Origin of the sequence: Streptomyces sp. NBC_00669, from assembly GCF_036226785.1 — a bacterium.
Lineage (GTDB): Bacteria > Actinomycetota > Actinomycetes > Streptomycetales > Streptomycetaceae > Actinacidiphila.
This window is the reverse complement of record NZ_CP109018.1, coordinates 4161687-4182711: the sequence shown is the minus strand read 5'-3', so window position 1 is coordinate 4182711 and position 21025 is coordinate 4161687. Positions and strand designations below refer to the sequence as shown.

Below are 21025 nucleotides of genomic sequence, written 5' to 3'. Positions count from 1 at the left end.
GGCACCGTTGTGGCACAGCAATGGCACGCGGAACCGTAATTGGTCTGGGCAACGGCAAAGCCCCAACTCGGTGAGCTGGGGCTTATTTGTGGAGCGGATGACGGGAATCGAACCCGCGCTCTGAGCTTGGGAAGCTCATGTTCTACCATTAAACTACATCCGCAAGGTGAGCGGCTTTGGGAAGACGCTGCGAGGCTACTGTACCCCATGGTGGGAGGCGGACGGGGCGGGGTCGGGGGGTGGGGGAGGGGTAGGTTGGGGGTCGGTGTGGTGGAGCCGGGTGGGGCGGGGGAATCCCCTAATGTGTGGGTTTGTCGGCCACGCGGAGTTGGGGAAGGGGCTACATGGAGCGCACGGTTGTTCGGTGTGCGGAGGGACATGTGTTCAGTACGGCGTCGTTTCCGATGCAGCATCTCGGAGCCGAGCGGTTGGGGCCTGGGCGGCTGTTGAGGTGTCCGAAGTGCGCGCGGCTGCGGCATGCGGTGCCGGTGGACGAGCTGCACGGGAGCACGGGGAAGTGAGCGGGAAGTAGGGCCACGCGTCCCGGTGCGCCCCGTCGCTCGGTGCCGCGAGGCGCCATGGCGGTGCCGTGACGGCCCCGCGGGGTGCGGGGCGCCGGGACGCGTGATCGGGTTCGGCTAGTCTCGGGGGGTGCTTCTCTCAGACAAGGACATCCGGGCCGAGATCGACAACGGGCGGGTGCGGGTGGACCCGTTCGACGCGGCGATGGTGCAGCCGTCGAGTATCGACGTGCGGTTGGACCGGTTCTTCCGGGTGTTCGAGAACCACCGCTACCCGCACATCGACCCCGCGGTGGAACAGCCCGACCTGACCCGGCTGGTGGAGCCGGAGGGCGACGACGCGTTCATCCTGCACCCGGGGGAGTTCGTGCTCGCCTCGACGTACGAGGTGATCTCGCTCCCCGACGACATCGCGTCGCGGCTGGAGGGGAAGTCGAGCCTCGGGCGGCTGGGGCTGCTCACGCACTCGACGGCCGGCTTCATCGACCCCGGGTTCTCCGGCCACGTGACGCTCGAACTGTCGAACATGGCGACGCTGCCGATCAAGTTGTGGCCCGGGATGAAGATCGGGCAGCTCTGCCTGTTCCGGCTGTCGTCCCCCGCGGAGTTCCCGTACGGGTCCGCCCGCTACGGTTCGCGCTACCAGGGCCAGCGCGGCCCCACGCCCTCCCGCTCGTTCCTCAACTTCCACCGCACGCAGGTCTAGCCAACGCCTCGAAGGCCCTCAGGGGTGCATCCGCGCACCCTTCAGCACCTTGTCCACCGCGTTCTTCGGCCCGTACACCGCCAGCCCCACCAGATCGAGCCCGTCCCGCGGCACCGCTCGGACCGCGGCCCGGTTGTCGTGGTCGTTGCCGGTGCTGAAGAGGTCCGCGGTGAAGACCGACCGCGGCAGCGCGCGGGACAGCGCCCGGGCGTGCGCGGTGGTCAAGGTCTGCTTGTCGCCCTCGAAGACCAGGACCGGCTGCCGGAACATCGGCAAGTACGGCGTGCCGTCGGCGTCCTCGTACGGCTCGCCGACCACCTCGGGCACCTGCGAGCCGAGCCCGCTGACGAGGAAGGCGGTCGTGTTCAGCCGCTGCCAGGTCTCCAGGTCGTCCCGCAGGAGTACGGCGATCTTCGTGTCGAAGCGGAACGGTTCGGGTGCGATGTCGTTCTCGGTGCTCATGCACCCAGCCTCACGCCCGGCCGGCCCCGGATCTTGTACGTTCCTGACCGATCCCGCGGATCGGCGCCGACCCGGCCCCGCGCCCCGGGCCACCCCGCCCGCGCGCACCGGCCGCGCCCCCCGGCCCACCCCTCAGATCAGCGGCAGCTTGAACAACATCAGCAGCGCCACCAGCTGTATCGACGACGCCCCGAGCGCCTTGAGCCACGGCAGATCGTGCGACTTCGCCACCATCGACGTCAGCAGCGCCCCGCACGCGATCCACGTCGCCCAACCGAGCAGCTGCACGAACCCGTTGCCGCCGCCGAGGAACAGCGCGAACAGCAGGCGCGGTGCGTCCGTGAGCGAACTCACCAGCATCGCCAGGCCGATGGTGGGCGCCCAGGCGCCGTCCCCGCCGAGCTGGCGGGCGAGCGTGTTGGTGACGGCGCCGAGCGTCAGCCCGCACAGCACGACCATGACCGCGGTGGTCAGCACCCACGGCACGCTCGCGGTCAGCGTGGAGTTGAGCACGTCGCTGCGGGCCGCGTCGAAGCCGAAGACGGCGAGCAGCCCGTAGATGAAGGTCACGATGAGGGCCGGGCCCCACACCGTGTGGTCGCGCATCTGCCAGAACGTACGGCCCGGCCGCAGCACGATCCCGCTCAGCAGTTCCTTCCAGTGCAGCCGCGGGGCGACCGGCGGCGCGCTCGCCTGGCCGGCCCGGTACGTGGCCACGTTGTCATCGCCGTAGGGCGCGCCGCCGTAACCGCCGTCGTACCCGCTGCCGTAGGAACCGCGGTCGTAGGACCCGCCGTCGTAGGAACCACGGTCGTACGACCCGCCGTCGTACGCCTGCTCCGCGTACGGGTCGGCGTACCGCGCGTCGTTGCCCACGGTGAACGCGCGGGTGCTGCCGGGGGAGTCGTCGTACGAGGGGGCCGGGGCGCCGCGGTGGTCGTAGTAACCGGGCTGGTCGGGCCCGCCGTGCGGCGCACCCGCGCCGGGCGCGCCGTCGGGGTAGCCGCCTCCGCCGCCCCCGCCGTATCCCCCGCCGTACGCCCGCGGGTGCCCCTGCGGCTGCTGCGGCGCCGCGCCGGGCCCGGGCGGCCGGTACCGCGCCGACCGCGCCCCGCCCCGCTGCCCGCCCTCGCCCCGTCGTCCCTTGAAACCTGCCACGCCTTCGAACGTACCCGCTACTTCCGGATGCGGGGACGGCCCTCTGTGCGCGGGCGGCCCATTGCTGCCAACCTGTGACACGCCCGGTAGCCTGCCGGGCGGCAACGGGTGACGGGCTGGACCGGGTGTGGGGAAGTCGACGATGAAGAAGAACGCCGCTGGGATCATCGGAGCGGAAGCCGCGGACGAGGGCGCGCGGACCAGGGCCGTTCGGGTGATGCGCACCCCTCTCACCCCCTTCCCCGCCCGCCGCAGGGCCGCCCTGGTCGCCACCGCCGTTCTCGCCCTCGCGCTGCCGCTGGCCGCCTGCTCCACCGGCACGGACCCCGGCTACGGCTCCCACCTCCCGGACTCCCGTACGAGCGCGCCCGCGACCCCTTCGGCACCGACGGCGACCGGCACCGGCGCCCCCGCCGACGCCGGGCACGCGATCCCGGCCCGCCTGGAGGCGGACGGCACCACCATCACCGTCGGTGACCCCTCCGCGGCGCACACCCTCACCGTCTTCGAGGACCCGCGCTGCCCGATCTGCGAGCAGTTCGAGCAGGCGAACGCGGCCCAGGTCCAGGCGCTGGAGGTGGCGGGCAAGATCCGCGTGCAGTACACGTTCGCGTCGTTCCTCGACCAGCGCGGCGGGGGCGGCTCGAAGCGGACGGTGAACGCGCTGCGCGCGGCGTTGGACGCGTCGGCGGACGGCAGCGGCTTCGCGGCGCTGCACACGCTGGTCTACCAGTACCAGCCCGACGAGCAGACCGACGGCTTCACCGTGGACTACCTGCTCCAACTCGCCGGCCGGGTGCCGGGGTTGCGCAGCACCACCTTCGACGCGGCGGTGCGCGACCAGAAGTACGCGAGCTTCGTCAGCGCCTCGGAGAACGCGTTCGACAAGAGCGGGGCGGCCGGCACCCCGATGGTGAAGATCGACGGCGACAAGGTGTCGGACGACAGCGGGATCTTCAAGACGGCGGACTTCAAGAAGATGCTGGCCGACCACGGGGTGTCCTGAGGGACTACCACCCGGCGGCCGGCTACTGCACGCCGCACGCCGCGCGCCGGCCACCGCGCGCCGGCCGCCGGCCGCTGGTGACGTCCGGGGCCCGGTGACGTCCGGGCCCCGCACCGTCCGTGCGGCTCAGCCCGTCGTGGTCGCCTCCGCCGGCACCGCCGCCGGCGTCCGCACCGAGTCGAGCAGCAACTGCGCGACATCCACGACCTGCAGCGACTCCTTCGCCTTGCCGTCGTTCTTCTTCCCGTTGACCGAGTCCGTGAGCATCACCAGGCAGAACGGGCAGGCGGTGGAGACGATGTCCGGGTTCAGGGACAGCGCCTCGTCGACGCGCTCGTTGTTGATGCGCTTGCCGATCCGCTCCTCCATCCACATCCGCGCGCCGCCCGCGCCGCAGCAGAAGCCGCGCTCCTTGTGGCGGTGCATCTCCTCGTTGCGCAGCCCGGGCACCTTGGCGATGATCTCGCGCGGCGGTGTGTAGACCTTGTTGTGCCGGCCGAGGTAGCAGGGGTCGTGGTAGGTGATCAGGCCCTCGACGGGCGTGACCGGGACCAGCTTCCCGTCGTCCACCAGGTGCTGGAGCAACTGGGTGTGGTGGATGACCTCGTACTCGCCGCCGAGCTGCGGGTACTCGTTGGCGATGGTGTTGAAGCAGTGCGGGCAGGTGGCGACGATCTTCTTCGAGGCGCGCGGCTTGCGGGAGGTGGGGACCACCTTGCCGTCGTCGTCGAGCTCCTCGCCGAACGCCATGTTGAGCATGGCGACGTTCTCCTGGCCGAGCTGCTGGAAGAGGAACTCGTTGCCCAGGCGGCGGGCCGAGTCGCCGGTGCAGTTCTCGTCGCCGCCCATGATGGCGAACTTCACGCCCGCGATGTGCAGCAGCTCGGCGAACGCCTTGGTGGTCTTCTTGGCGCGGTCCTCCAGCGAGCCCGCGCAGCCGACCCAGTACAGGTACTCGACCTCGGTCAGGTCCTCGACGTCCTCGCCGACGACCGGCACCTCGAAGTCGACCTCCTTGACCCAGGCGAGCCGCTGCTTCTTCGGCAGGCCCCAGGGGTTGCCCTTCTTCTCCAGGTTCTTCAGCATCGTGCCGGCCTCGCTGGGGAAGGCCGACTCGATCATCACCTGGTAGCGGCGCATGTCCACGATGTGGTCGACGTGCTCGATGTCGACCGGGCACTGCTCGACGCAGGCGCCGCAGGTGGTGCAGGACCACAGCACGTCGGGGTCGATGACCCCGTTCTCCTCCAGGGTGCCGATCAGCGGGCGTTCGGCCTCGGCGAGGGCGGCGGCCGGCACCCCGGCGAGCTGCTCCTCGGTCGCCTTCTCCTCGCCCTCCGCGGACTTGCCGCCGCCTGCCAGCAGGTAGGGCGCCTTGGCGTGGGCGTGGTCGCGCAGGCTCATGATCAGCAGCTTCGGCGACAGCGGCTTGCCGGTGTTCCAGGCCGGGCACTGCGACTGGCAGCGGCCGCACTCGGTGCAGGTGGAGAAGTCGAGGATGCCCTTCCAGGAGAACTGCTCGACCTGGGAGACGCCGAACACGTCGTCCTCGCCCGGGTCCTCGAAGTCGATCGGCACGCCGCCGCTGGTCATCGGCTGGAGCGCGCCCAGGGCCACCGGGCCGTCGGCGTTGCGCTTGAACCAGATGTTGAAGAAGGCGAGGAAGCGGTGCCAGGCCACGCCCATCGAGGTGTTCAGGCCCAGGGTGATCGCCCAGATCATGGTGACGCCGAGCTTGATCATCGCGACCAGGTACACGGTGTTCTGCAGGGTGTGGGTGCTCAGCCCGCGCAGGCCCGCCACCAGGGGGTACGACACCCAGTACGCGGCTTCGTAGTGGTCGACGCCGTGCAGGGCGCCCTCCAGGCCGCGCAGCATCAGGATGGCCAGGCCGATGACAAGCACCACGTACTCGACGAAGTACGCCTGCCAGGCGGTCGATCCGGCGAACCGCGACTTGCGTCCGGCGCGGGAGGGCAGGTTCATCAGCCGGACCGCGATGAGCACCAGGATGCCCAGGGTGGTGAAGAGCGTGATGAACTCGATGTACACCTCGTACGGCAGCCAGGTGCCGATCACCGGGAGAATCCAGTCGGCCTTGAAGAGCTGTCCGTAGGCGTTGAGGATGGTCAGGCCCAAGGTGAGGAAGCCGACCGCCACGAACCAGTGGGCGACGCCGATCGGGCCCCACTTGTTCATCCGGGTGTGGCCGACGAACTCCTTGGCCAGCGTCTTCGTGCGCGCGACCGGGTCGTTGGTGCGGCTGCCCGCGGGGACGGGCGTCCCGAGCTTGACGAACCGGTAGATCTGCGCGACGGCGAGGCCGATCAGGGCGACGCCGACCGCCGTGAGGACCAGCGACACGATGATCGCGGCGAGCTGCATGAGGGCTCCTCGGGCCTGCTGCGAGCAAAAACGTACTAAGCGGTAACTTACTCCGGTCTCGGCTGAGGTTACCCGGGAATTCCGGGCCCATAAAGCCGCCCTGCTGGTGATCTGCGTCGCGACGGGGGTACCCGCGGGGCGGAGCGGGCGCCCGCTGGGTGGGGGTGGGGGCGCTCGCGGAGCGGAGCGGGGGTGTCCGCGGGGCGGATCTGCCGCCGATCGGGTGAATTGCGGCGGTTCAGGCGTGGCCGGGGAACTACGCAGGGTGCCCATCCGTGAGACAGGTGAGGGGCGGCGCCGGTGGTCGGGTGGGCGTCGCTCGGGTAGTGCGTCAGACACGCGCCGTTAAGTTGAGTCGCCTCGACTCATGTCAATTGACAGCGGGCTCGTTGTCGTGCACTGTTGAGCCAGTTGCACTCAAGTCAGTTGTTGGAGGATTAACCATGGCACGTGCGGTCGGCATCGACCTGGGCACGACTAACTCCGTCGTCAGCGTTCTCGAAGGCGGCGAGCCCACCGTCATCACCAACGCAGAGGGCGCCAGGACCACGCCGTCCGTCGTCGCCTTCGCCAAGAACGGCGAGGTGCTCGTCGGCGAGGTGGCCAAGCGCCAGGCCGTCACCAACGTGGACAGGACCGTCCGCTCGGTCAAGCGCCACATGGGCACCGACTGGCGGATCAACCTGGACGGCAAGGACTTCAACCCGCAGCAGATGAGCGCCTTCATCCTGCAGAAGCTGAAGCGGGACGCGGAGTCGTACCTGGGCGAGAAGGTCACCGACGCGGTGATCACCGTCCCCGCGTACTTCAACGACTCCGAGCGGCAGGCCACCAAGGAGGCCGGCGAGATCGCCGGTCTGAACGTGCTGCGCATCGTCAACGAGCCGACCGCCGCCGCGCTGGCGTACGGCCTGGACAAGGACGACCAGACGATCCTCGTCTTCGACCTCGGCGGCGGCACCTTCGACGTGTCCCTGCTGGAGATCGGCGACGGCGTGGTGGAGGTCAAGGCCACCAACGGCGACAACCACCTCGGTGGTGACGACTGGGACCAGCGCGTGGTGGACTACCTGGTCAAGCAGTTCCAGTCCGGCCACGGCGTGGACCTGGGCAAGGACAAGATGGCGCTCCAGCGGCTGCGCGAGGCCGCGGAGAAGGCGAAGATCGAGCTGTCCTCGTCGACCGAGACCTCGATCAACCTGCCCTACATCACGGCGTCCGCCGAGGGCCCGCTGCACCTGGACGAGAAGCTGACCCGGGCGCAGTTCCAGCAGCTCACCTCCGACCTGCTGGAGCGCTGCAAGACCCCGTTCCACAACGTGATCAAGGACGCCGGCATCCAGCTGTCCGAGATCGACCACGTGGTCCTGGTCGGCGGCTCGACCCGTATGCCCGCCGTCGCGGAGCTGGTGCGCGAGCTGACCGGTGGCAAGGAGGCCAACAAGGGCGTCAACCCGGACGAGGTCGTCGCCATCGGCGCGTCCCTCCAGGCCGGTGTCCTCAAGGGCGAGGTCAAGGACGTCCTGCTGCTCGACGTCACCCCGCTGTCCCTCGGCATCGAGACCAAGGGCGGCATCATGACCAAGCTGATCGAGCGGAACACCACGATCCCGACCAAGCGTTCGGAGATCTTCACCACCGCCGAGGACAACCAGCCGTCGGTGCAGATCCAGGTCTACCAGGGCGAGCGCGAGATCGCGGCGTACAACAAGAAGCTCGGCATGTTCGAGCTGACCGGTCTGCCGCCGGCCCCGCGCGGGATGCCCCAGATCGAGGTCACCTTCGACATCGACGCCAACGGCATCATGCACGTGGGCGCGAAGGACCTCGGCACCGGCAAGGAGCAGCGGATGACCGTCACGGGTGGCTCCTCGCTGCCCAAGGACGAGGTCGACCGGATGCGCCAGGAGGCCGAGCAGTACGCGGACGAGGACCACAAGCGCCGCGAGGCCGCCGAGACCCGCAACCAGGGTGAGCAGCTCGTCTACCAGACCGAGAAGTTCATCGCGGACAACAAGGACAAGCTTCCCGAGGACGTGAAGTCCGAGGTCGAGACCGCGGTCGCCGACCTCAAGGAGAAGCTGAAGAACGAGTCGTCCGACGACGGCAACACCGCGTCGATCCGCGAGGCCACCGAGAAGGTCGCGGCCACCAGCCAGAAGCTCGGCCAGGCGCTGTACGCCAACGCGCAGGCCGAGGGCGGCGCGGCGACCGCGGGTGCCGGTGCGGGCGCCGGTCCGGCCGACGACTCGGCCCAGGCCGCGGACGACGACGTCGTGGACGCCGAGATCGTCGACGACGAGAACAAGAGGGATGGTGCCGCGTGACGGAGGAGCCGAAGGGCTTCGAGGAGCCCGACGTCCCCTCCGACGCCGCCGACAAGCCGGAGTCCGGCAAGGCGGGTAAGTCCGGCTCGGGCAACGGGACCGCCGGTAAGGCGGGCCCGGTGTCCGGGGCCGGGGACGACGCGACCTCCCAGGAGCTGACGGCCGTCAAGGCGCAGTTGGACCAGGTGCGCACCGCGCTCGGCGAGCGCACCGCCGACCTCCAGCGCCTCCAGGCCGAGTACCAGAACTACCGCCGCCGGGTGGAGCGGGACCGCGTCGCCGTCAAGGAGGTCGCGGTCGCCAACCTGCTGACCGAACTGCTCCCGGTGCTCGATGACATCGGCCGGGCGCGGGAACACGGCGAACTGGTGGGCGGCTTCAAGTCGGTCGCCGAGTCGCTGGAGACGGTCGCCGCGAAGCTGGGCCTGCAGCAGTTCGGCAAGGAGGGCGAGCCCTTCGACCCGCTGGTGCACGAGGCGCTGATGCACAGCTATTCGCCTGATGTCACACAGACGACATGCGTGCAGATCCTCCAGCCGGGGTACCGCATCGGGGAGCGCAATCTGCGGCCGGCCCGGGTCGCGGTCGCCGAGCCCCAGCCGGGCGCCCACGGCAAGGACGAGCAGTCCGAGTCGGACGAGCCGGCCGACCAGGCCGACCGGGCCGACCGGAAGGCGGACGACGACGAGGAGACCGGTGGCCCGTCCAAGGGCTGACGGAGCGGGACGTGACGGAGAGGAGGGACGCCGAGGATGAGCATCAGTAGGGACCTGTTGGAGAAGGACCTGTACAAGGTCCTCGGTGTCCCCAAGGACGCCACCGACGCCGAGATCAAGAAGGCGTACCGCAAGCTGGCCCGGGAGTTCCACCCCGACGCCAACAAGGGCGACGCCAAGGCCGAGGAGCGCTTCAAGGAGATCTCCGAGGCCAACGACGTCCTCTCCGACACCAAGCGGCGCAAGGAGTACGACGAGGGCCGCGCGCTGTTCGGCAACGGCGGCATGCGGCCGGGTCCCGGCGCGGGTGGCAGCGGCGGGTTCAACTTCGACCTGGGCGACCTCTTCGGCGGCGCCCAGGGGCCCGGCGGCACCACCACGACCGGCCAGGGCGGCGGCTTCGGCGGCGGCCTGGGCGACGTGTTCGGCGGCCTGTTCAACCGGGGCGGCGGCACCCGCGTGCAGCCGCGCCGCGGCCAGGACATCGAGTCCGAGGTGACGCTCAGCTTCACCGAGGCCGTCGACGGGGCCACCGTCCCGCTGCGGATGTCCTCGCAGTCGCCCTGCAAGGCGTGCTCCGGCACCGGCGACAGGAACGGCACGCCCCGGGTGTGCCCGACCTGCGTCGGCACCGGGCAGGTCTCCCGTGGCGGCGGTGGCGGCTTCTCGCTCACCGACCCGTGCGTGGACTGCAAGGGCCGCGGTCTGATCGCGGAGAACCCCTGCGAGGTCTGCCACGGCAGCGGCCGGGCGAAGAGTTCGCGCACCATGCAGGTCCGCATCCCCGCCGGGGTCACCGACGGGCAGCGCATCCGGCTGCGCGGCAAGGGCGCCCCCGGCGAGCGCGGCGGACCGGCCGGCGACCTGTACGTGGTCGTGCACGTCGGCCGGCACCCGGTGTTCGGCCGCAAGGACGCCAACCTGACGGTCACGGTCCCGGTGAGCTTCACCGAGGCCGCGCTCGGCGGCGAGATCAAGGTGCCCACCCTCGGCGGGCCGCCGGTCACCTTGAAGCTGCCCGCCGGCACGCCGAACGGCCGGACCCTGCGGGCCCGGGGCAAGGGCGCGGTGCGCAAGGACGGTTCACGCGGCGATCTGCTCGTCACAGTCGAGGTGGCGGTGCCCGCACGGACCGAGGGCAAGGCGCTGGACGCGCTGGAGTCCTACCGTGAGGCGACCGCGGACCTCGACCCGCGGGCGGAGTTGTTCAAGGCCGCAAAGGGAGCGTGAGCGGATGAGCATCGACGGCGGCGGGGTCTCCGGGCCCCGGATGGGACGCGGCCGCAATCCGTACCAGTTGACGGAGGAGTCGCCGGTCTACGTGATCTCCGTGGCGGCCGAGCTGTCCGGGCTGCACCCGCAGACCCTGCGGCAGTACGACCGCCTCGGCCTGGTCTCGCCGGACCGCGCGGCCGGCCGCGGGCGCCGTTACTCGGCCCGCGACATCGAGCAGTTGCGGGAGGTGCAGCGCCTCTCGCAGGACGAGGGCATCAACCTCGCCGGCATCAAGCGGATCATCGAGCTGGAGAACCAGGTCGCCGCGCTCCAGGCCCGGGTCGCCGAACTCTCCGCCGCCGTCGACGGCGCCGCCGCCGTCATCCAGCAGCGTGAGGCCGCGGTGCACGCGTCGTACCGCCGCGACCTGGTGCCGTACCAGGACGTGCAGCACACGAGCGCGCTGGTGGTGTGGCGTCCCAAGCGGGACGGCTAGAGCCTGCCCTGGGAACCTGCGTTGCCGTTGCCGTACCCGCGTCCCTTCGGGGGCGCGGGTGCCGCACGTTGCCGGCCGTAAATGCGGCGACAGCCCCGCGGGTCGCTTGTTAGCTTCGGATGCCATGGACCCACTTGGCGAAGCGCAGATCCGGGACTCCTTCGTGAACTGCTCGAAGGGGGAGGCGAAGCGGAGCAGGCTGCCTCGGGACCTGGCGGAGGTGCCGTGGGGCGACCTCGACTTCTTCGGCTGGCGGGACCCGGGCGCGCCGGACCGCGCGTACGTGGTGACCGGCGGGGAGCGGCCGCTGGGGATCACCCTGCGGATCGCGCCGGGGGCACGGAGGAACCTGATGCGCAGCAGCCTGTGCTCGATCTGCCTGACCGGGCACTCCGGCGGCGGGGTGGACCTGCTGGCCGCGCCGCTGGCCGGCCCGGCCGGGCGGCAGGGCAACACCGTGGGCATCTACATGTGCGCCGACCTGGCCTGTTCCCTGTATGTGCGGGGCAAGAAGACCTCGGTGCTGGCCAAGCGCATGGAGGAGACCCTGACGCTGGAGGAGCAGGTGGAGCGCACCCTGCGCAACCTGGACGCCTTCCTGGCCAAGGTCACCGGCGCCCGCGCGGCCTGAACCGGCGCCCGCGCGGCCTGAACCGGCGGCACGAACCCGGATCACCCGAACCCGGGGTGCCCGCAACCGAGTGCGCGGCGTCGGGCGGACGCGTCAGGCGTTGCCCATCGCGCGGGTGAGGGCGATCTCGATGACGACGCGGTCCGGGTTGAACGCGGGGGTGCGGTCGTAGCGCTCGGTGTAGCGGCGTACGGCGTCGGCGACGCGTTCCGGGTCGGCGCTGACCGTGGCGAGCCCTTCGAGGGTGGCCCAACGGCGGCCCTCCGCCTGGCAGACCGCGACCCGGGCGCCGGACGGCCCGGCGGCCCGCACGTTCGCCGTCTTGCGGCTGGCGGTGTTGGTGATCACCCGGGCGAGCCCCGCCTCGGGGTCGTAGGTGACGCCGACCGGGACGACGTGCGGGGAGCCGTCGGGGCGGCTGGTGGTCAGCGTGCACAGGTGGTACTCGCGCCAGAAGTCGAGGAATCCGGCGTCGGGGGAGCGGGGGTCACGGCGGGCCATGGGAGGAACCGTAGCCCGTCGGCGCGGTGGCGTTGCCCGCGCGGGGCTCAACCGTCCAGCCGGACCGGCAGTTCCTCCACGCTGTTGCCGACGAAGCCCGGCAGTGGCGGCAACTCGTCCTCGTCCACGGCCATCGCCAGCCGCGGATACGCCCCGTACAGCGTGCGCAGCGCGACCGCGGCTTCCAGGCGGGCCAGCGGGGCGCCCAGGCAGTAGTGGGCGCCGTGCCCGAAAGAGAGGTGGCGGGTGCCCGGCGGCCGGGTGATGTCGAACAGGCCCGCGTCGGGGCCGTATTCGCGCGGGTCGCGTCCGGCGGCGGCGTACCCGGCGAGCACGGGCGTGCCGCGCGGCACCCTGGTGCCGTCCACGTCGATGTCGGTGGTGGGGTAGCGGAACGGGAAGTTCGCCACCGGGCTGTCCCAGCGCAGCGTCTCCTCGATCACCGCGTCCCAGGAGGCTTCACCCGAAAGAACGAGGTCGCGCTGACCGGGGTGGCCGCACAGGGCGCGCACCGCGTTGGTGATGAGATTGAGCGTGGTCTCGTGCCCGGCGACGATCATCAGCAGCAGGGTGCCGGTCACCTCCTCGTCGCTCAGCCGCTCGGCGCCGTCCGTCCGGTCCCCGTCGCGGGCCGCGATCAGCGCGCTGGTCAGGTCGTCGCCGGGGCGGGCCCGGCGCTCGGCGACGACATCGGCGAGCACGCCGTGGATCGCGCGCTGCGCGGCCATCGCGTCGGCGGCCGAACTGGAGGTGCTGACCAGGAGGTGGGTGAGGTCGTGCAGGCGGTCGCGGTGCGCCGGGTCCACTCCGAGCAGCTCGCTGATCACGCCCATCGGCAGCGGGTACGCGAAGTGCGCCCGCAGGTCCACCACGCCGTCCTCGCCCGCCCGGCCGGGCAGTTCGGCCACCAGGTCGCCGGCCAGCCGCTCGATCCAGGGGCGCATGGCGGCCACCCGGCGCGGTGTGAACGCCTTGGTGGCCAGCCCCCGCAGCCGCCGGTGGCTGTCGCCGTCGGCCGTCGTCATCCCGTTGACCAGGGCGAAGGCGTTGAGCTGCCACTGGTCCGGGATACGGCCCTCCTGGAGTGCGGCGAAGTGCCGGGCGTTCTTGGCCACTTCGGGGTCGGCGAGGAAATCGCGCAGTTCCCGGTAGCGGGAGACGATCATGCCGGGGACACCGTCGGGCAGCATCACCGGACAGGCGGCCGCGCGCTCGCGCAGTATGGCGGCGTCGGCCCGTACGGACGCGCCGCTGGCGTCCATCGGATACGGGTCGGCGGGGCCGGCCGGGTCGGTCGTGCCGGCGGGGCCGGTCGGGATGGCGGGGTCGGTCGCGCCGGCTGGGCCGGTGGACTCCGTGGACTCCGTGGACTCCGTGGGCTCGGTCGGGCCGGTCGGCCGGGAATCCGTCGGGTGTGCCGAGCTCATGGGTCCTCCCGAGACGGTGCCCCGAACCGGTGCGCGAACCTGTGCCCGGAATCACCTTGAGTGGAATAGACTCAACTTGCTTCATGTTCCTGTGATCAGGTTGAGGTACATGGTAGCGACGATCGAATGAGGAGGACAGCACGCCCGTGGAAGCCGAGCTGACCAACAAGAGCCGGGAAGCGCTGAACAGCGCCAACGCCAAGGCCGTCGCGGAGGGGAACCCGGACCTGACGCCCGCGCATCTGCTGCTCGCTCTGTTGAGCGGCACGGACAACGAGAACGTGCTCGACCTGGTGGCCGCGACCGGCGCCGACCCGGCGGCGCTGCGCGCCGACGCGGAGCGGCTGGTGGAGAGCCTGCCGTCGGTACAGGGGGCCACCGTCGCACCCCCGCAGGCGAACCGTGACATGCTCGCGGTCATCGCCGACGCGTCCCAGCGCGCCACGGACCTCGGCGACGCGTACGTGTCGACCGAGCACCTGCTGATCGGGACCGCCGTCAAGGGCGGCCCGGCCGGCGAACTGCTCAACGCCGCGGGCGCCAAGGCCAAGGCGCTGCTGACGGCGTTCGAGAGCGCCAGGGGAGGGCAACGGGTGACCAGCCAGGACCCGGAGGGCACCTACAAGGCGCTGGAGAAGTACGGCACCGACTTCACCGCCGCCGCCCGCGAGGGCAAGCTCGACCCGGTGATCGGCCGGGACCAGGAGATCCGCCGGGTGGTCCAGGTGCTCTCGCGCCGGACCAAGAACAACCCGGTGCTGATCGGCGAGCCCGGCGTCGGCAAGACCGCCGTCGTGGAGGGCCTGGCCCAGCGCATCGTCAAGGGCGACGTGCCCGAGAGCCTGCGCAACAAGCGGCTGGTCTCCCTCGACCTGGGCGCGATGGTGGCCGGGGCGAAGTACCGCGGCGAGTTCGAGGAGCGGCTGAAGGCGGTGCTCGCCGAGATCAAGGACAGCGGCGGGCAGGTCATCACCTTCATCGACGAGCTGCACACCGTCGTCGGCGCGGGCGCCGGCGGCGACTCCGCGATGGACGCGGGCAACATGCTCAAGCCGATGCTGGCCCGCGGCGAGCTGCGGATGGTCGGCGCCACCACGCTGGACGAGTACCGCGAGCGGATCGAGAAGGACCCGGCGCTGGAGCGGCGCTTCCAGCAGGTGCTGGTCGCCGAGCCGACCGTCGAGGACACCGTGGCGATCCTGCGCGGCCTCAAGGGCCGCTACGAGGCGCACCACAAGGTGCAGATCGCCGACTCCGCGCTGGTCGCCGCCGCGACGCTCTCCGACCGCTACATCACCTCCCGCTTCCTGCCCGACAAGGCCATCGACCTGGTCGACGAGTCCGCGTCCCGGCTGCGGATGGAGATCGACTCCTCGCCGGTCGAGATCGACGAGCTCCAGCGCTCGGTGGACCGGCTGCGGATGGAGGAGATGGCGCTCAAGAACGAGACCGACCCCGGCTCCGTGCAGCGGCTGGACAAGCTCCGCAAGGACCTCGCCGACCGCGAGGAGGAGCTGCGCGGCCTGACCGCCCGCTGGGAGAAGGAGAAGCAGGGCCTGAACCGGGTCGGCGAGCTGAAGGAGCGGCTCGACGACATCGTCACCCGGATCGAGCGGGCCCAGCGCGACGGCGACTTCGAGGCCGCGTCGAAGCTGATGTACGGGGAGAAGCCCAAGCTGGAGGAGGAACTGGAGGAGGCCACCCGCGAGGAGCAGGAGGCCAAGACCAGGGGTGCCGACGAGAAGATGGTCAAGGAGGAGGTCGGCCCGGACGACATCGCCGACGTCGTCGCCGCCTGGACCGGCATCCCCGCCGGCCGCCTGCTGGAGGGCGAGACGCAGAAGCTGCTGCGGATGGAGGACGAGCTCGGCAAGCGGCTGATCGGCCAGACCGAGGCGGTCCGCGCCGTCTCCGACGCGGTGCGCCGCTCCCGCTCCGGCATCGCCGACCCTGACCGCCCCACCGGCTCCTTCCTCTTCCTCGGCCCCACCGGCGTCGGCAAGACCGAACTGGCCAAGGCGCTCGCCGACTTCCTCTTCGACGACGAGCGGGCCATGGTCCGCATCGACATGAGCGAGTACGGCGAGAAGCACTCGGTGGCCCGGCTGGTCGGCGCCCCGCCCGGATACGTCGGGTACGAGGAGGGCGGCCAGCTCACCGAGGCGGTCCGCCGCCGCCCGTACAGCGTGGTGCTGCTCGACGAGGTGGAGAAGGCGCACCCGGAGGTCTTCGACGTCCTGCTCCAGGTCCTCGACGACGGCCGGCTCACCGACGGCCAGGGCCGTACCGTCGACTTCCGCAACGCGATCCTGATCCTCACCTCCAACCTGGGCAGCCAGTACCTGGTCGACCCCAAGCTGGACCCGGAGCAGAAGAAGGAGAACGTCCTCGCCACCGTCCGCGCCTCCTTCAAGCCGGAGTTCCTCAACCGGCTGGACGACATCGTGGTGTTCTCCGCGCTCGACCAGGACGAGCTGCGCCGGATCGCGCGGCTGCAGACCGCCCGGCTCGCCGAGCGGCTCAGGGACCGCCGGCTCACCCTGGACATCACCGACGGCGCCCTGGACTGGCTCGCCGAGGAGGGCAACGACCCCGCCTACGGCGCCCGTCCGCTGCGCCGGCTGATCCAGACCGCGATCGGCGACCCGCTGGCCCGCGCCATCCTGGCCGGAGAGGTGCTGGACGGGCAGAACGTCCGGGTGGACCGGGCGGTCGACGGGCTCATCGTCATGGGGGAGGATGGCGGGGAAACGTCACGAAGGGAACCCTCACGGTGAGCATCGACCCCTCCTCGATTCCGAACTTCGGGAGCCAGCCGGAACCCGACCAGCCGAGCGGAGGACCCACCGCCAACGTGGTGATCCCGGACCAGGACCTGGTCAAGCAGCTCCTCGACCAGATGGGGCTCAAGCACGCCATCGACGACGAGGACGACCTCCTGGCGCCGTGGGAGGAGTTCCGCACCTACTTCATGTTCCGCGGCGAGGCCCAGCAGCACGTCTTCGCGGTGCGTACGTTCTACGAGCGCACGTACTCCGTCGACGAGAAGGCACAGCTCCACGAGGCGATCGACGAGTGGAACCACCTCACGCTGTGGCCGAAGGTCTACACGAACACCGACGACGAGGGCGCCGTCCGCCTCGTCGGCGAGGCCCAGATGCTCATCGGCATGGGCGTCAACCTCGACCACTTCGTGGCCACCACGGTGAGCTGGGTGCAGGCGTCCATCGAGTTCAACAAGTGGCTCGGTGAGCGGCTGGGCCTGGAGGAGGCGGCCGGCGACGACAGCGACGGCGAAGGCGGCTCCGACTCCGGCTCCGGTGACTCGGGCGACGGCTCCGAGGGCTGAACGTAGGAAGCGCCGGGCGAGGAATCGTCCGGACCCGCACACGCACCTCCACGGGCGCCCGGGACGAAGCAGGTACGCGCACGCACGCGTACGACGTCCCGGGCGCCCGTGCGTGCGTTGAACGTGCGTGCGTTGAACGTGCGTGCGCTGAGCGTGCGTGCGTTGAGCGTGCGGGCGCCGAACGTCGGCGCAACCGAACGGGCGTACGTGTCCGGCGCGGTGGGTCAGTAAGGTGTTGGCCATGGCTTCTCCGCGTGGCGCCGATCTGACGGCGCCGACCATCCTGCGTGCCCACGGGCTGGTGCTGCGCCCCGTCGTCGCGTCCGACGAACCGGCGGTCGCGCGGGCGATGACCGATGGCGAGGTGCTCCAGTGGGCCGCGGGCATGGCGGTGCTCGACGCACCGCCGAAGGACCGCGCCACGGTGTGGCTGTCGGCGCGCCTCACCGCGTGGTCGACCGGCACCGCGGCGTTCGCCGTGACCGACCCGGCCGATGACGTCATGATCGGCTACCTCGGCCTGCGCGACGTGCACCGGGTGCCCGACCAGGCGGTGGCCGGGTACTGGGTGACGCCCGCCGCCCGCGGCCGCAAGGTCACCGCCCGCGCTCTGGACGCCGCCGCGGACTGGGCCTTCAGCCCGGCCTACGCCGGCGGCCTGGGACTGCACCGGATCGTCCTCGACCACGTCCTGCACAACGTCGGCTCCTGCCGGGCCGCCCTGCGGGCGGGGTTCGCGGAGGAGGGCGTGATGCGGGAGGCGTTCGTCGAGCCGAACGGAAAGCGGCACGACTGCCACCTGCACGCCCGGCTCGCCACGGACCCGTCCGCGCGGCCCTTCGACTGAGCGGACCTGCGGCCGAACCGAGCGGCGGAGCGGCGGAGCGGCTGGGTCGGGCGGCCGGGCGGTGCGTACGGCTGAGCCCGGACCTGTGACTGTGACTCAGGTCTCATCGGGGGCGTGCAGCAGACGGGACCGCTGCCGCGTCGGGAAGGGGTGAACGCAGCACGGACGACACCCCCTTCGAGCAGGAACCGGTGAACGCCATGAACGACTCGACCAACAGCGCCGAAGCGCCGCACTCCGGCACCGCCACCACCGCGCGCGGAGCCCGTCGCAAGCGGGCCACCGCCGTCGCCGGTATCGCCACCGCACTCGTCCTGGCCGGTGCCGGCACCGCCCTGGCCGCAGGCGGCGGCCCGCACACCTCGCACCCTTCGCAGACCTCGCACCCGTCGCACACCTCGCGGCCGGCCGCCACGGCGGCCCACAAGACCACCGCCGACGGGAACGTCACCACCGTGCAGTACGGCGACATCCCGATCCAACTGGCCGGCTTCAGCCTGGACATGGCCAGGGCCGAGCTGGTGGACAAGGCTCAGCTCAAGATCGGCACCGTCACCAAGGCGTCGCCCCGCGGCTGCAAGCCGACCTCCGTGCTCGCGGTCTCCCCGCACGCCCCGACCGTCGTCCACAAGGGCGACACCGTCGACCTGACCATCTGCGCCGCCTGACCCGACGGGGCCTGAGGACCGCCTCCCGCCCTACCCGACGCGCTCGCGATCGATGAACGCGGTCAACGCGCCCACCACCGCGTCGGGCTGCTCGTCGGGAATGAAGTGCCCGGCACCAGGGATGACGGCTCCGGTCACGTGGTCCGCCCAGGGGCTGATGGAGGCGGCCATGTCCGGGATCGAGCCGTGGGACGAGGAGACCGCCAGGATCGGGACGGCCAAGTGCCGCCGTCCGAGGGCCTCATGATTCCCGCGCGCCGATTCCGCGGCGGCGCGGTAGTACGAGAGCGACGCCCGCAGCCCGCCCTCCGCCGCGACGGCGGCGGCGTAGTGGTCGATCTCGGCGTCGTCGAACGTGTCCGGGGACAGCGTCTTGGCCTTCAGGAACCAGTCGACGTAGTCGCGTTCGCGACCGGCGAGCAGCGTCTCGGGCAGGTCGGGCACGAGGTGGAACGCGAAGTGCCAGGTCTTCCAGGCGCGTTGGGGGTCCGTCGGGATGGCGTCCGGGAGGCTGATACCGGGAATGCCGGCGTCGAGCAGGGCGACACCGTGCAGGCGGTCCTCGTACGCCAGGGCCAGCGAGAAGGCGACCCAGGCCCCGATGTCGTGGGCCACGAGCCAGTACTCCTCCACGTGGAGCGCGGTCACGGCGGCGTGGACGCGCGAGGCGACGGTGTGCGTGTCGTAGCCGTGTGGAGGACGGTCGGAGTGGCCCTGCCCCGGCAGGTCGATCGCTATCACGTGGTACCGCTCGGCGAGGCCCGGCATCACCTTGCGCCAAGCCCACCAGGTCTGCGGGAACCCGGCGAGCAGGACGACGGCGGGGCCGCTCGGCCGACCCCCTTCCACGGCATGGAGGCGGATGCCTCCGGCGTCGACCCAGCGGTGGCCGAAGCCCGCGAGGTCGTGCAGCGGCAGCCCGGAGATCGGGTGCTGCCCGGGGGAGCGGTTCTCGGTGGTCGCGGTGTCGGTCATGCCGCGAGCCTAACCTATCTTGAACCGATCAGTTCAAGATAGGATGGGCAGGGGCCGCGACGAAGTGGCCCGAGCTCGTCGACGAGGTGCGTGCGTGATGGCCGGGAAGAAGCAGTTCGATGTGGACACCGCACTCGACGCGGCGATGGTCCGGTTCTGGCGAGCCGGATACGCCGACACCTCCCTCGACGACCTCTCCCGGGCGACCGGACTGAACCGCAGTTCCATCTACTCCTCGCTCGGCGACAAGGACACGCTCTACCTGCGCTGCCTGGACCGCTACACCACGCGGTACGGAGGCAGGTACGACCAGGCCCTCTCGGCCGCGTCCGAGGAACCGCTGCGGGCGGTACGGGCCTTCTTCGAGGTCACGCTCGCGCGCATCGCCGACCCCGACGTGCCGGACGGATGCCTGGTCGCCCAGACCGCGATGGCGGTACCGGTGCTGAACCCCGCCATCGCCGCGCGTGCGATCGAAGCCCTGGCCATGCAGCGCACCCGGCTGCGGACCGCCCTGACCGCCGCGGACCTGGCCGACCCCGATGCCGACGCCTTCGCGGTCCACCTCGCGGCGGTCAACCAGTCGCTGGCCGTGATGAGCAGAGCCGGCACGAGCAGCCGGCAACTCCACACGATCGTCGACATCAGCATCAGCGCACTCGCCCACGCACTCCCCACCCCCACCCCGACCCCGACCCCCGCCCCCAACCCCTGAGCCCGAGCCCGCCGACGCCCTGTCGCGGGCGAACCGGAGTCGGGGGGCGTGTCGGTCAGCCCTTCAGGCCGGTTTGCGCGAGCCCTTCGACGAAGTGGCGCTGGGCGGCGATGAAGACGGCCAGGACGGGGACGACCGTCGTCACGGAGGCGGCGAGTTGGACGTTCCACAGGTGGGAGCCGTAGGCGTCGGTGTACTGGGTGAGGGCGACCGGGAGCGTGTAGTTGCGCTTGTCGGTCTCGTAGACGAGTGGTTCGAGGTACATGTTCCAGCTGTTGAGGAACGTGAAGATCGCCACCGACGCCAGCGCCGGCCGGGCCAGCGGCAACGCCACCCGGAAGTACAGGCCGAACCGGTTCAGACCGTCCATGCGGCCGGCGTCCTCGAGTTCGTCGGGGACGGCCAGGAAGAACTGCCGCATCACGAAGGTGCCGAGCACGCTCGGCGCCCCGAGGATCGGGATGACGATCAGCGGCCAGTGGGTGTTGGTCAGCCCGAGCCGGTCGACCATCTTGAACAGCGGGATGACGGTTACCTCGGTCGGGATCAGCAGGCCGCTGAGGATCAGCGGGAACAGCACCTTGTTGCCGGGGAAGGGGATGCGGGCGAAGGCGTACCCCGACAGGGACGCGACCACCATCGTGCCCGCGGTGACGAGCAGCGCGATGTAGAGGCTGTTCAGGTACTGGTGGGCCAGCGGGTAGTTCGCGAACGCGGTCTTGTAGTTGGACCACTGCGGGTGCAGCGGCAGCAGCTTCGGCGGATAGCCGAGCACCTCGTTCTCCGGCAGGAGGGAGGAGGTGATCATCCACCAGGTCGGGAAGACGAAGGGGATCGCGAGCACGACCATGACCGCGTACAGCAGGGGCTTCTTCCACCTGCCGCGGCGCCGTCCCGGTGGTCTCGGCGCGGTGGCCGCG

General features: G+C 70.9%; 19 protein-coding genes and 1 tRNA gene. 12 read left to right on the top strand and 8 right to left on the bottom strand.

Going from position 1 to position 21025, the window contains the following annotated elements:
- Positions 1 to 89: 89 nt before the first annotated feature.
- A tRNA-Gly gene (locus OG896_RS17255) sits at positions 90 to 163 on the bottom strand.
- 488 nt (positions 164 to 651) lie between these two features.
- Here OG896_RS17255 and dcd point away from each other — a divergent pair.
- Positions 652 to 1227 carry a dCTP deaminase gene (dcd, locus tag OG896_RS17250; RefSeq protein ID WP_328467284.1) on the top strand — a complete coding sequence of 192 codons (576 nt, stop codon included), beginning with the start codon at positions 652 to 654 and terminating at the stop codon, positions 1225 to 1227.
- A gap of 18 nt (positions 1228 to 1245) precedes the next feature.
- On the opposite strand, the gene OG896_RS17245 is transcribed toward dcd, so the two are convergent.
- Positions 1246 to 1689, bottom strand: a complete 444-nt coding sequence (locus OG896_RS17245; protein ID WP_329366435.1) for a DUF2000 domain-containing protein — start codon at positions 1687 to 1689, stop codon at positions 1246 to 1248.
- A 132-nt stretch (positions 1690 to 1821) separates the two neighbouring features.
- Entirely contained in the window at positions 1822 to 2847 is a 1026-nt protein-coding gene (locus tag OG896_RS17240; RefSeq protein ID WP_443057070.1) for a Yip1 family protein, read from the bottom strand.
- 142 nt (positions 2848 to 2989) lie between these two features.
- Here OG896_RS17240 and OG896_RS17235 point away from each other — a divergent pair, with 142 nt between their 5' ends.
- Positions 2990 to 3853 (top strand): DsbA family protein, encoded by an 864-nt coding sequence (locus OG896_RS17235; protein WP_329366431.1) that lies wholly within the window; start codon positions 2990 to 2992, stop codon positions 3851 to 3853.
- Positions 3854 to 3979: 126 nt separating this feature from the next.
- Here OG896_RS17235 and OG896_RS17230 read toward each other — a convergent pair whose 3' ends face one another.
- A complete protein-coding gene (locus OG896_RS17230; RefSeq protein ID WP_329366429.1) occupies positions 3980 to 6238 on the bottom strand; it encodes a (Fe-S)-binding protein in 2259 nt (752 codons plus the stop codon).
- Positions 6239 to 6681: 443 nt separating this feature from the next.
- Here OG896_RS17230 and dnaK point away from each other — a divergent pair, with 443 nt between their 5' ends.
- The 5 genes from dnaK (at position 6682) to OG896_RS17205 (ending at position 11623) form a co-directional block, all read left to right on the top strand.
- Positions 6682 to 8565, top strand: a complete 1884-nt coding sequence (gene dnaK / locus OG896_RS17225; RefSeq protein ID WP_329366427.1) for a molecular chaperone DnaK — start codon at positions 6682 to 6684, stop codon at positions 8563 to 8565.
- Positions 8562 to 9281: a nucleotide exchange factor GrpE gene (gene grpE / locus OG896_RS17220; RefSeq protein ID WP_329366425.1), complete on the top strand. Its 720-nt coding sequence runs from the start codon at positions 8562 to 8564 to the stop codon at positions 9279 to 9281. Before dnaK ends, grpE begins: the two co-directional genes overlap by 4 nt.
- Positions 9282 to 9317: 36 nt before the next feature.
- Positions 9318 to 10511, top strand: a complete 1194-nt coding sequence (dnaJ, locus tag OG896_RS17215; protein WP_328467297.1) for a molecular chaperone DnaJ — start codon at positions 9318 to 9320, stop codon at positions 10509 to 10511.
- 4 nt (positions 10512 to 10515) lie between these two features.
- Positions 10516 to 10992, top strand: a complete 477-nt coding sequence (locus tag OG896_RS17210; protein WP_328467299.1) for a heat shock protein transcriptional repressor HspR — start codon at positions 10516 to 10518, stop codon at positions 10990 to 10992.
- Positions 10993 to 11116: 124 nt separating this feature from the next.
- On the top strand, positions 11117 to 11623 hold the full coding sequence (locus OG896_RS17205; RefSeq protein WP_329366421.1) for an FBP domain-containing protein: 507 nt from the start codon (positions 11117 to 11119) through the stop codon (positions 11621 to 11623).
- A 93-nt stretch (positions 11624 to 11716) separates the two neighbouring features.
- On the opposite strand, the gene OG896_RS17200 is transcribed toward OG896_RS17205, so the two are convergent.
- Both OG896_RS17200 and OG896_RS17195 read right to left on the bottom strand, forming a co-directional pair.
- Positions 11717 to 12124, bottom strand: coding sequence for a pyridoxamine 5'-phosphate oxidase family protein (locus OG896_RS17200; protein WP_329366419.1), 408 nt, complete (start codon positions 12122 to 12124; stop codon positions 11717 to 11719).
- A 47-nt stretch (positions 12125 to 12171) separates the two neighbouring features.
- Entirely contained in the window at positions 12172 to 13551 is a 1380-nt protein-coding gene (locus tag OG896_RS17195; RefSeq protein ID WP_443057069.1) for a cytochrome P450 family protein, read from the bottom strand.
- Between the two features lie 146 nt (positions 13552 to 13697).
- Between OG896_RS17195 and clpB the strand changes: the two genes are divergently transcribed.
- From clpB to OG896_RS17175, 4 genes are all read left to right on the top strand, one after another.
- On the top strand, positions 13698 to 16328 hold the full coding sequence (clpB, locus tag OG896_RS17190; protein WP_329366417.1) for an ATP-dependent chaperone ClpB: 2631 nt from the start codon (positions 13698 to 13700) through the stop codon (positions 16326 to 16328).
- Positions 16325 to 16900: a YbjN domain-containing protein gene (locus OG896_RS17185; protein ID WP_329366416.1), complete on the top strand. Its 576-nt coding sequence runs from the start codon at positions 16325 to 16327 to the stop codon at positions 16898 to 16900. The genes clpB and OG896_RS17185 overlap by 4 nt, the downstream gene beginning before the upstream one ends.
- Positions 16901 to 17141: 241 nt before the next feature.
- Positions 17142 to 17747, top strand: coding sequence for a GNAT family N-acetyltransferase (locus tag OG896_RS17180; RefSeq protein ID WP_329366414.1), 606 nt, complete (start codon positions 17142 to 17144; stop codon positions 17745 to 17747).
- A 200-nt stretch (positions 17748 to 17947) separates the two neighbouring features.
- Positions 17948 to 18415 carry a PASTA domain-containing protein gene (locus OG896_RS17175; protein WP_329366412.1) on the top strand — a complete coding sequence of 156 codons (468 nt, stop codon included), beginning with the start codon at positions 17948 to 17950 and terminating at the stop codon, positions 18413 to 18415.
- A 30-nt stretch (positions 18416 to 18445) separates the two neighbouring features.
- Here OG896_RS17175 and OG896_RS17170 read toward each other — a convergent pair whose 3' ends face one another.
- On the bottom strand, positions 18446 to 19390 hold the full coding sequence (locus OG896_RS17170; RefSeq protein ID WP_329366409.1) for an alpha/beta fold hydrolase: 945 nt from the start codon (positions 19388 to 19390) through the stop codon (positions 18446 to 18448).
- Positions 19391 to 19487: 97 nt separating this feature from the next.
- Between OG896_RS17170 and OG896_RS17165 the strand changes: the two genes are divergently transcribed.
- A complete protein-coding gene (locus OG896_RS17165; RefSeq protein WP_329366407.1) occupies positions 19488 to 20105 on the top strand; it encodes a TetR/AcrR family transcriptional regulator in 618 nt (205 codons plus the stop codon).
- A 55-nt stretch (positions 20106 to 20160) separates the two neighbouring features.
- On the opposite strand, the gene OG896_RS17160 is transcribed toward OG896_RS17165, so the two are convergent.
- Positions 20161 to 20955, bottom strand: coding sequence for a carbohydrate ABC transporter permease (locus OG896_RS17160; protein WP_329374084.1), 795 nt, complete (start codon positions 20953 to 20955; stop codon positions 20161 to 20163).
- Positions 20956 to 21025 lie beyond the last annotated feature (70 nt).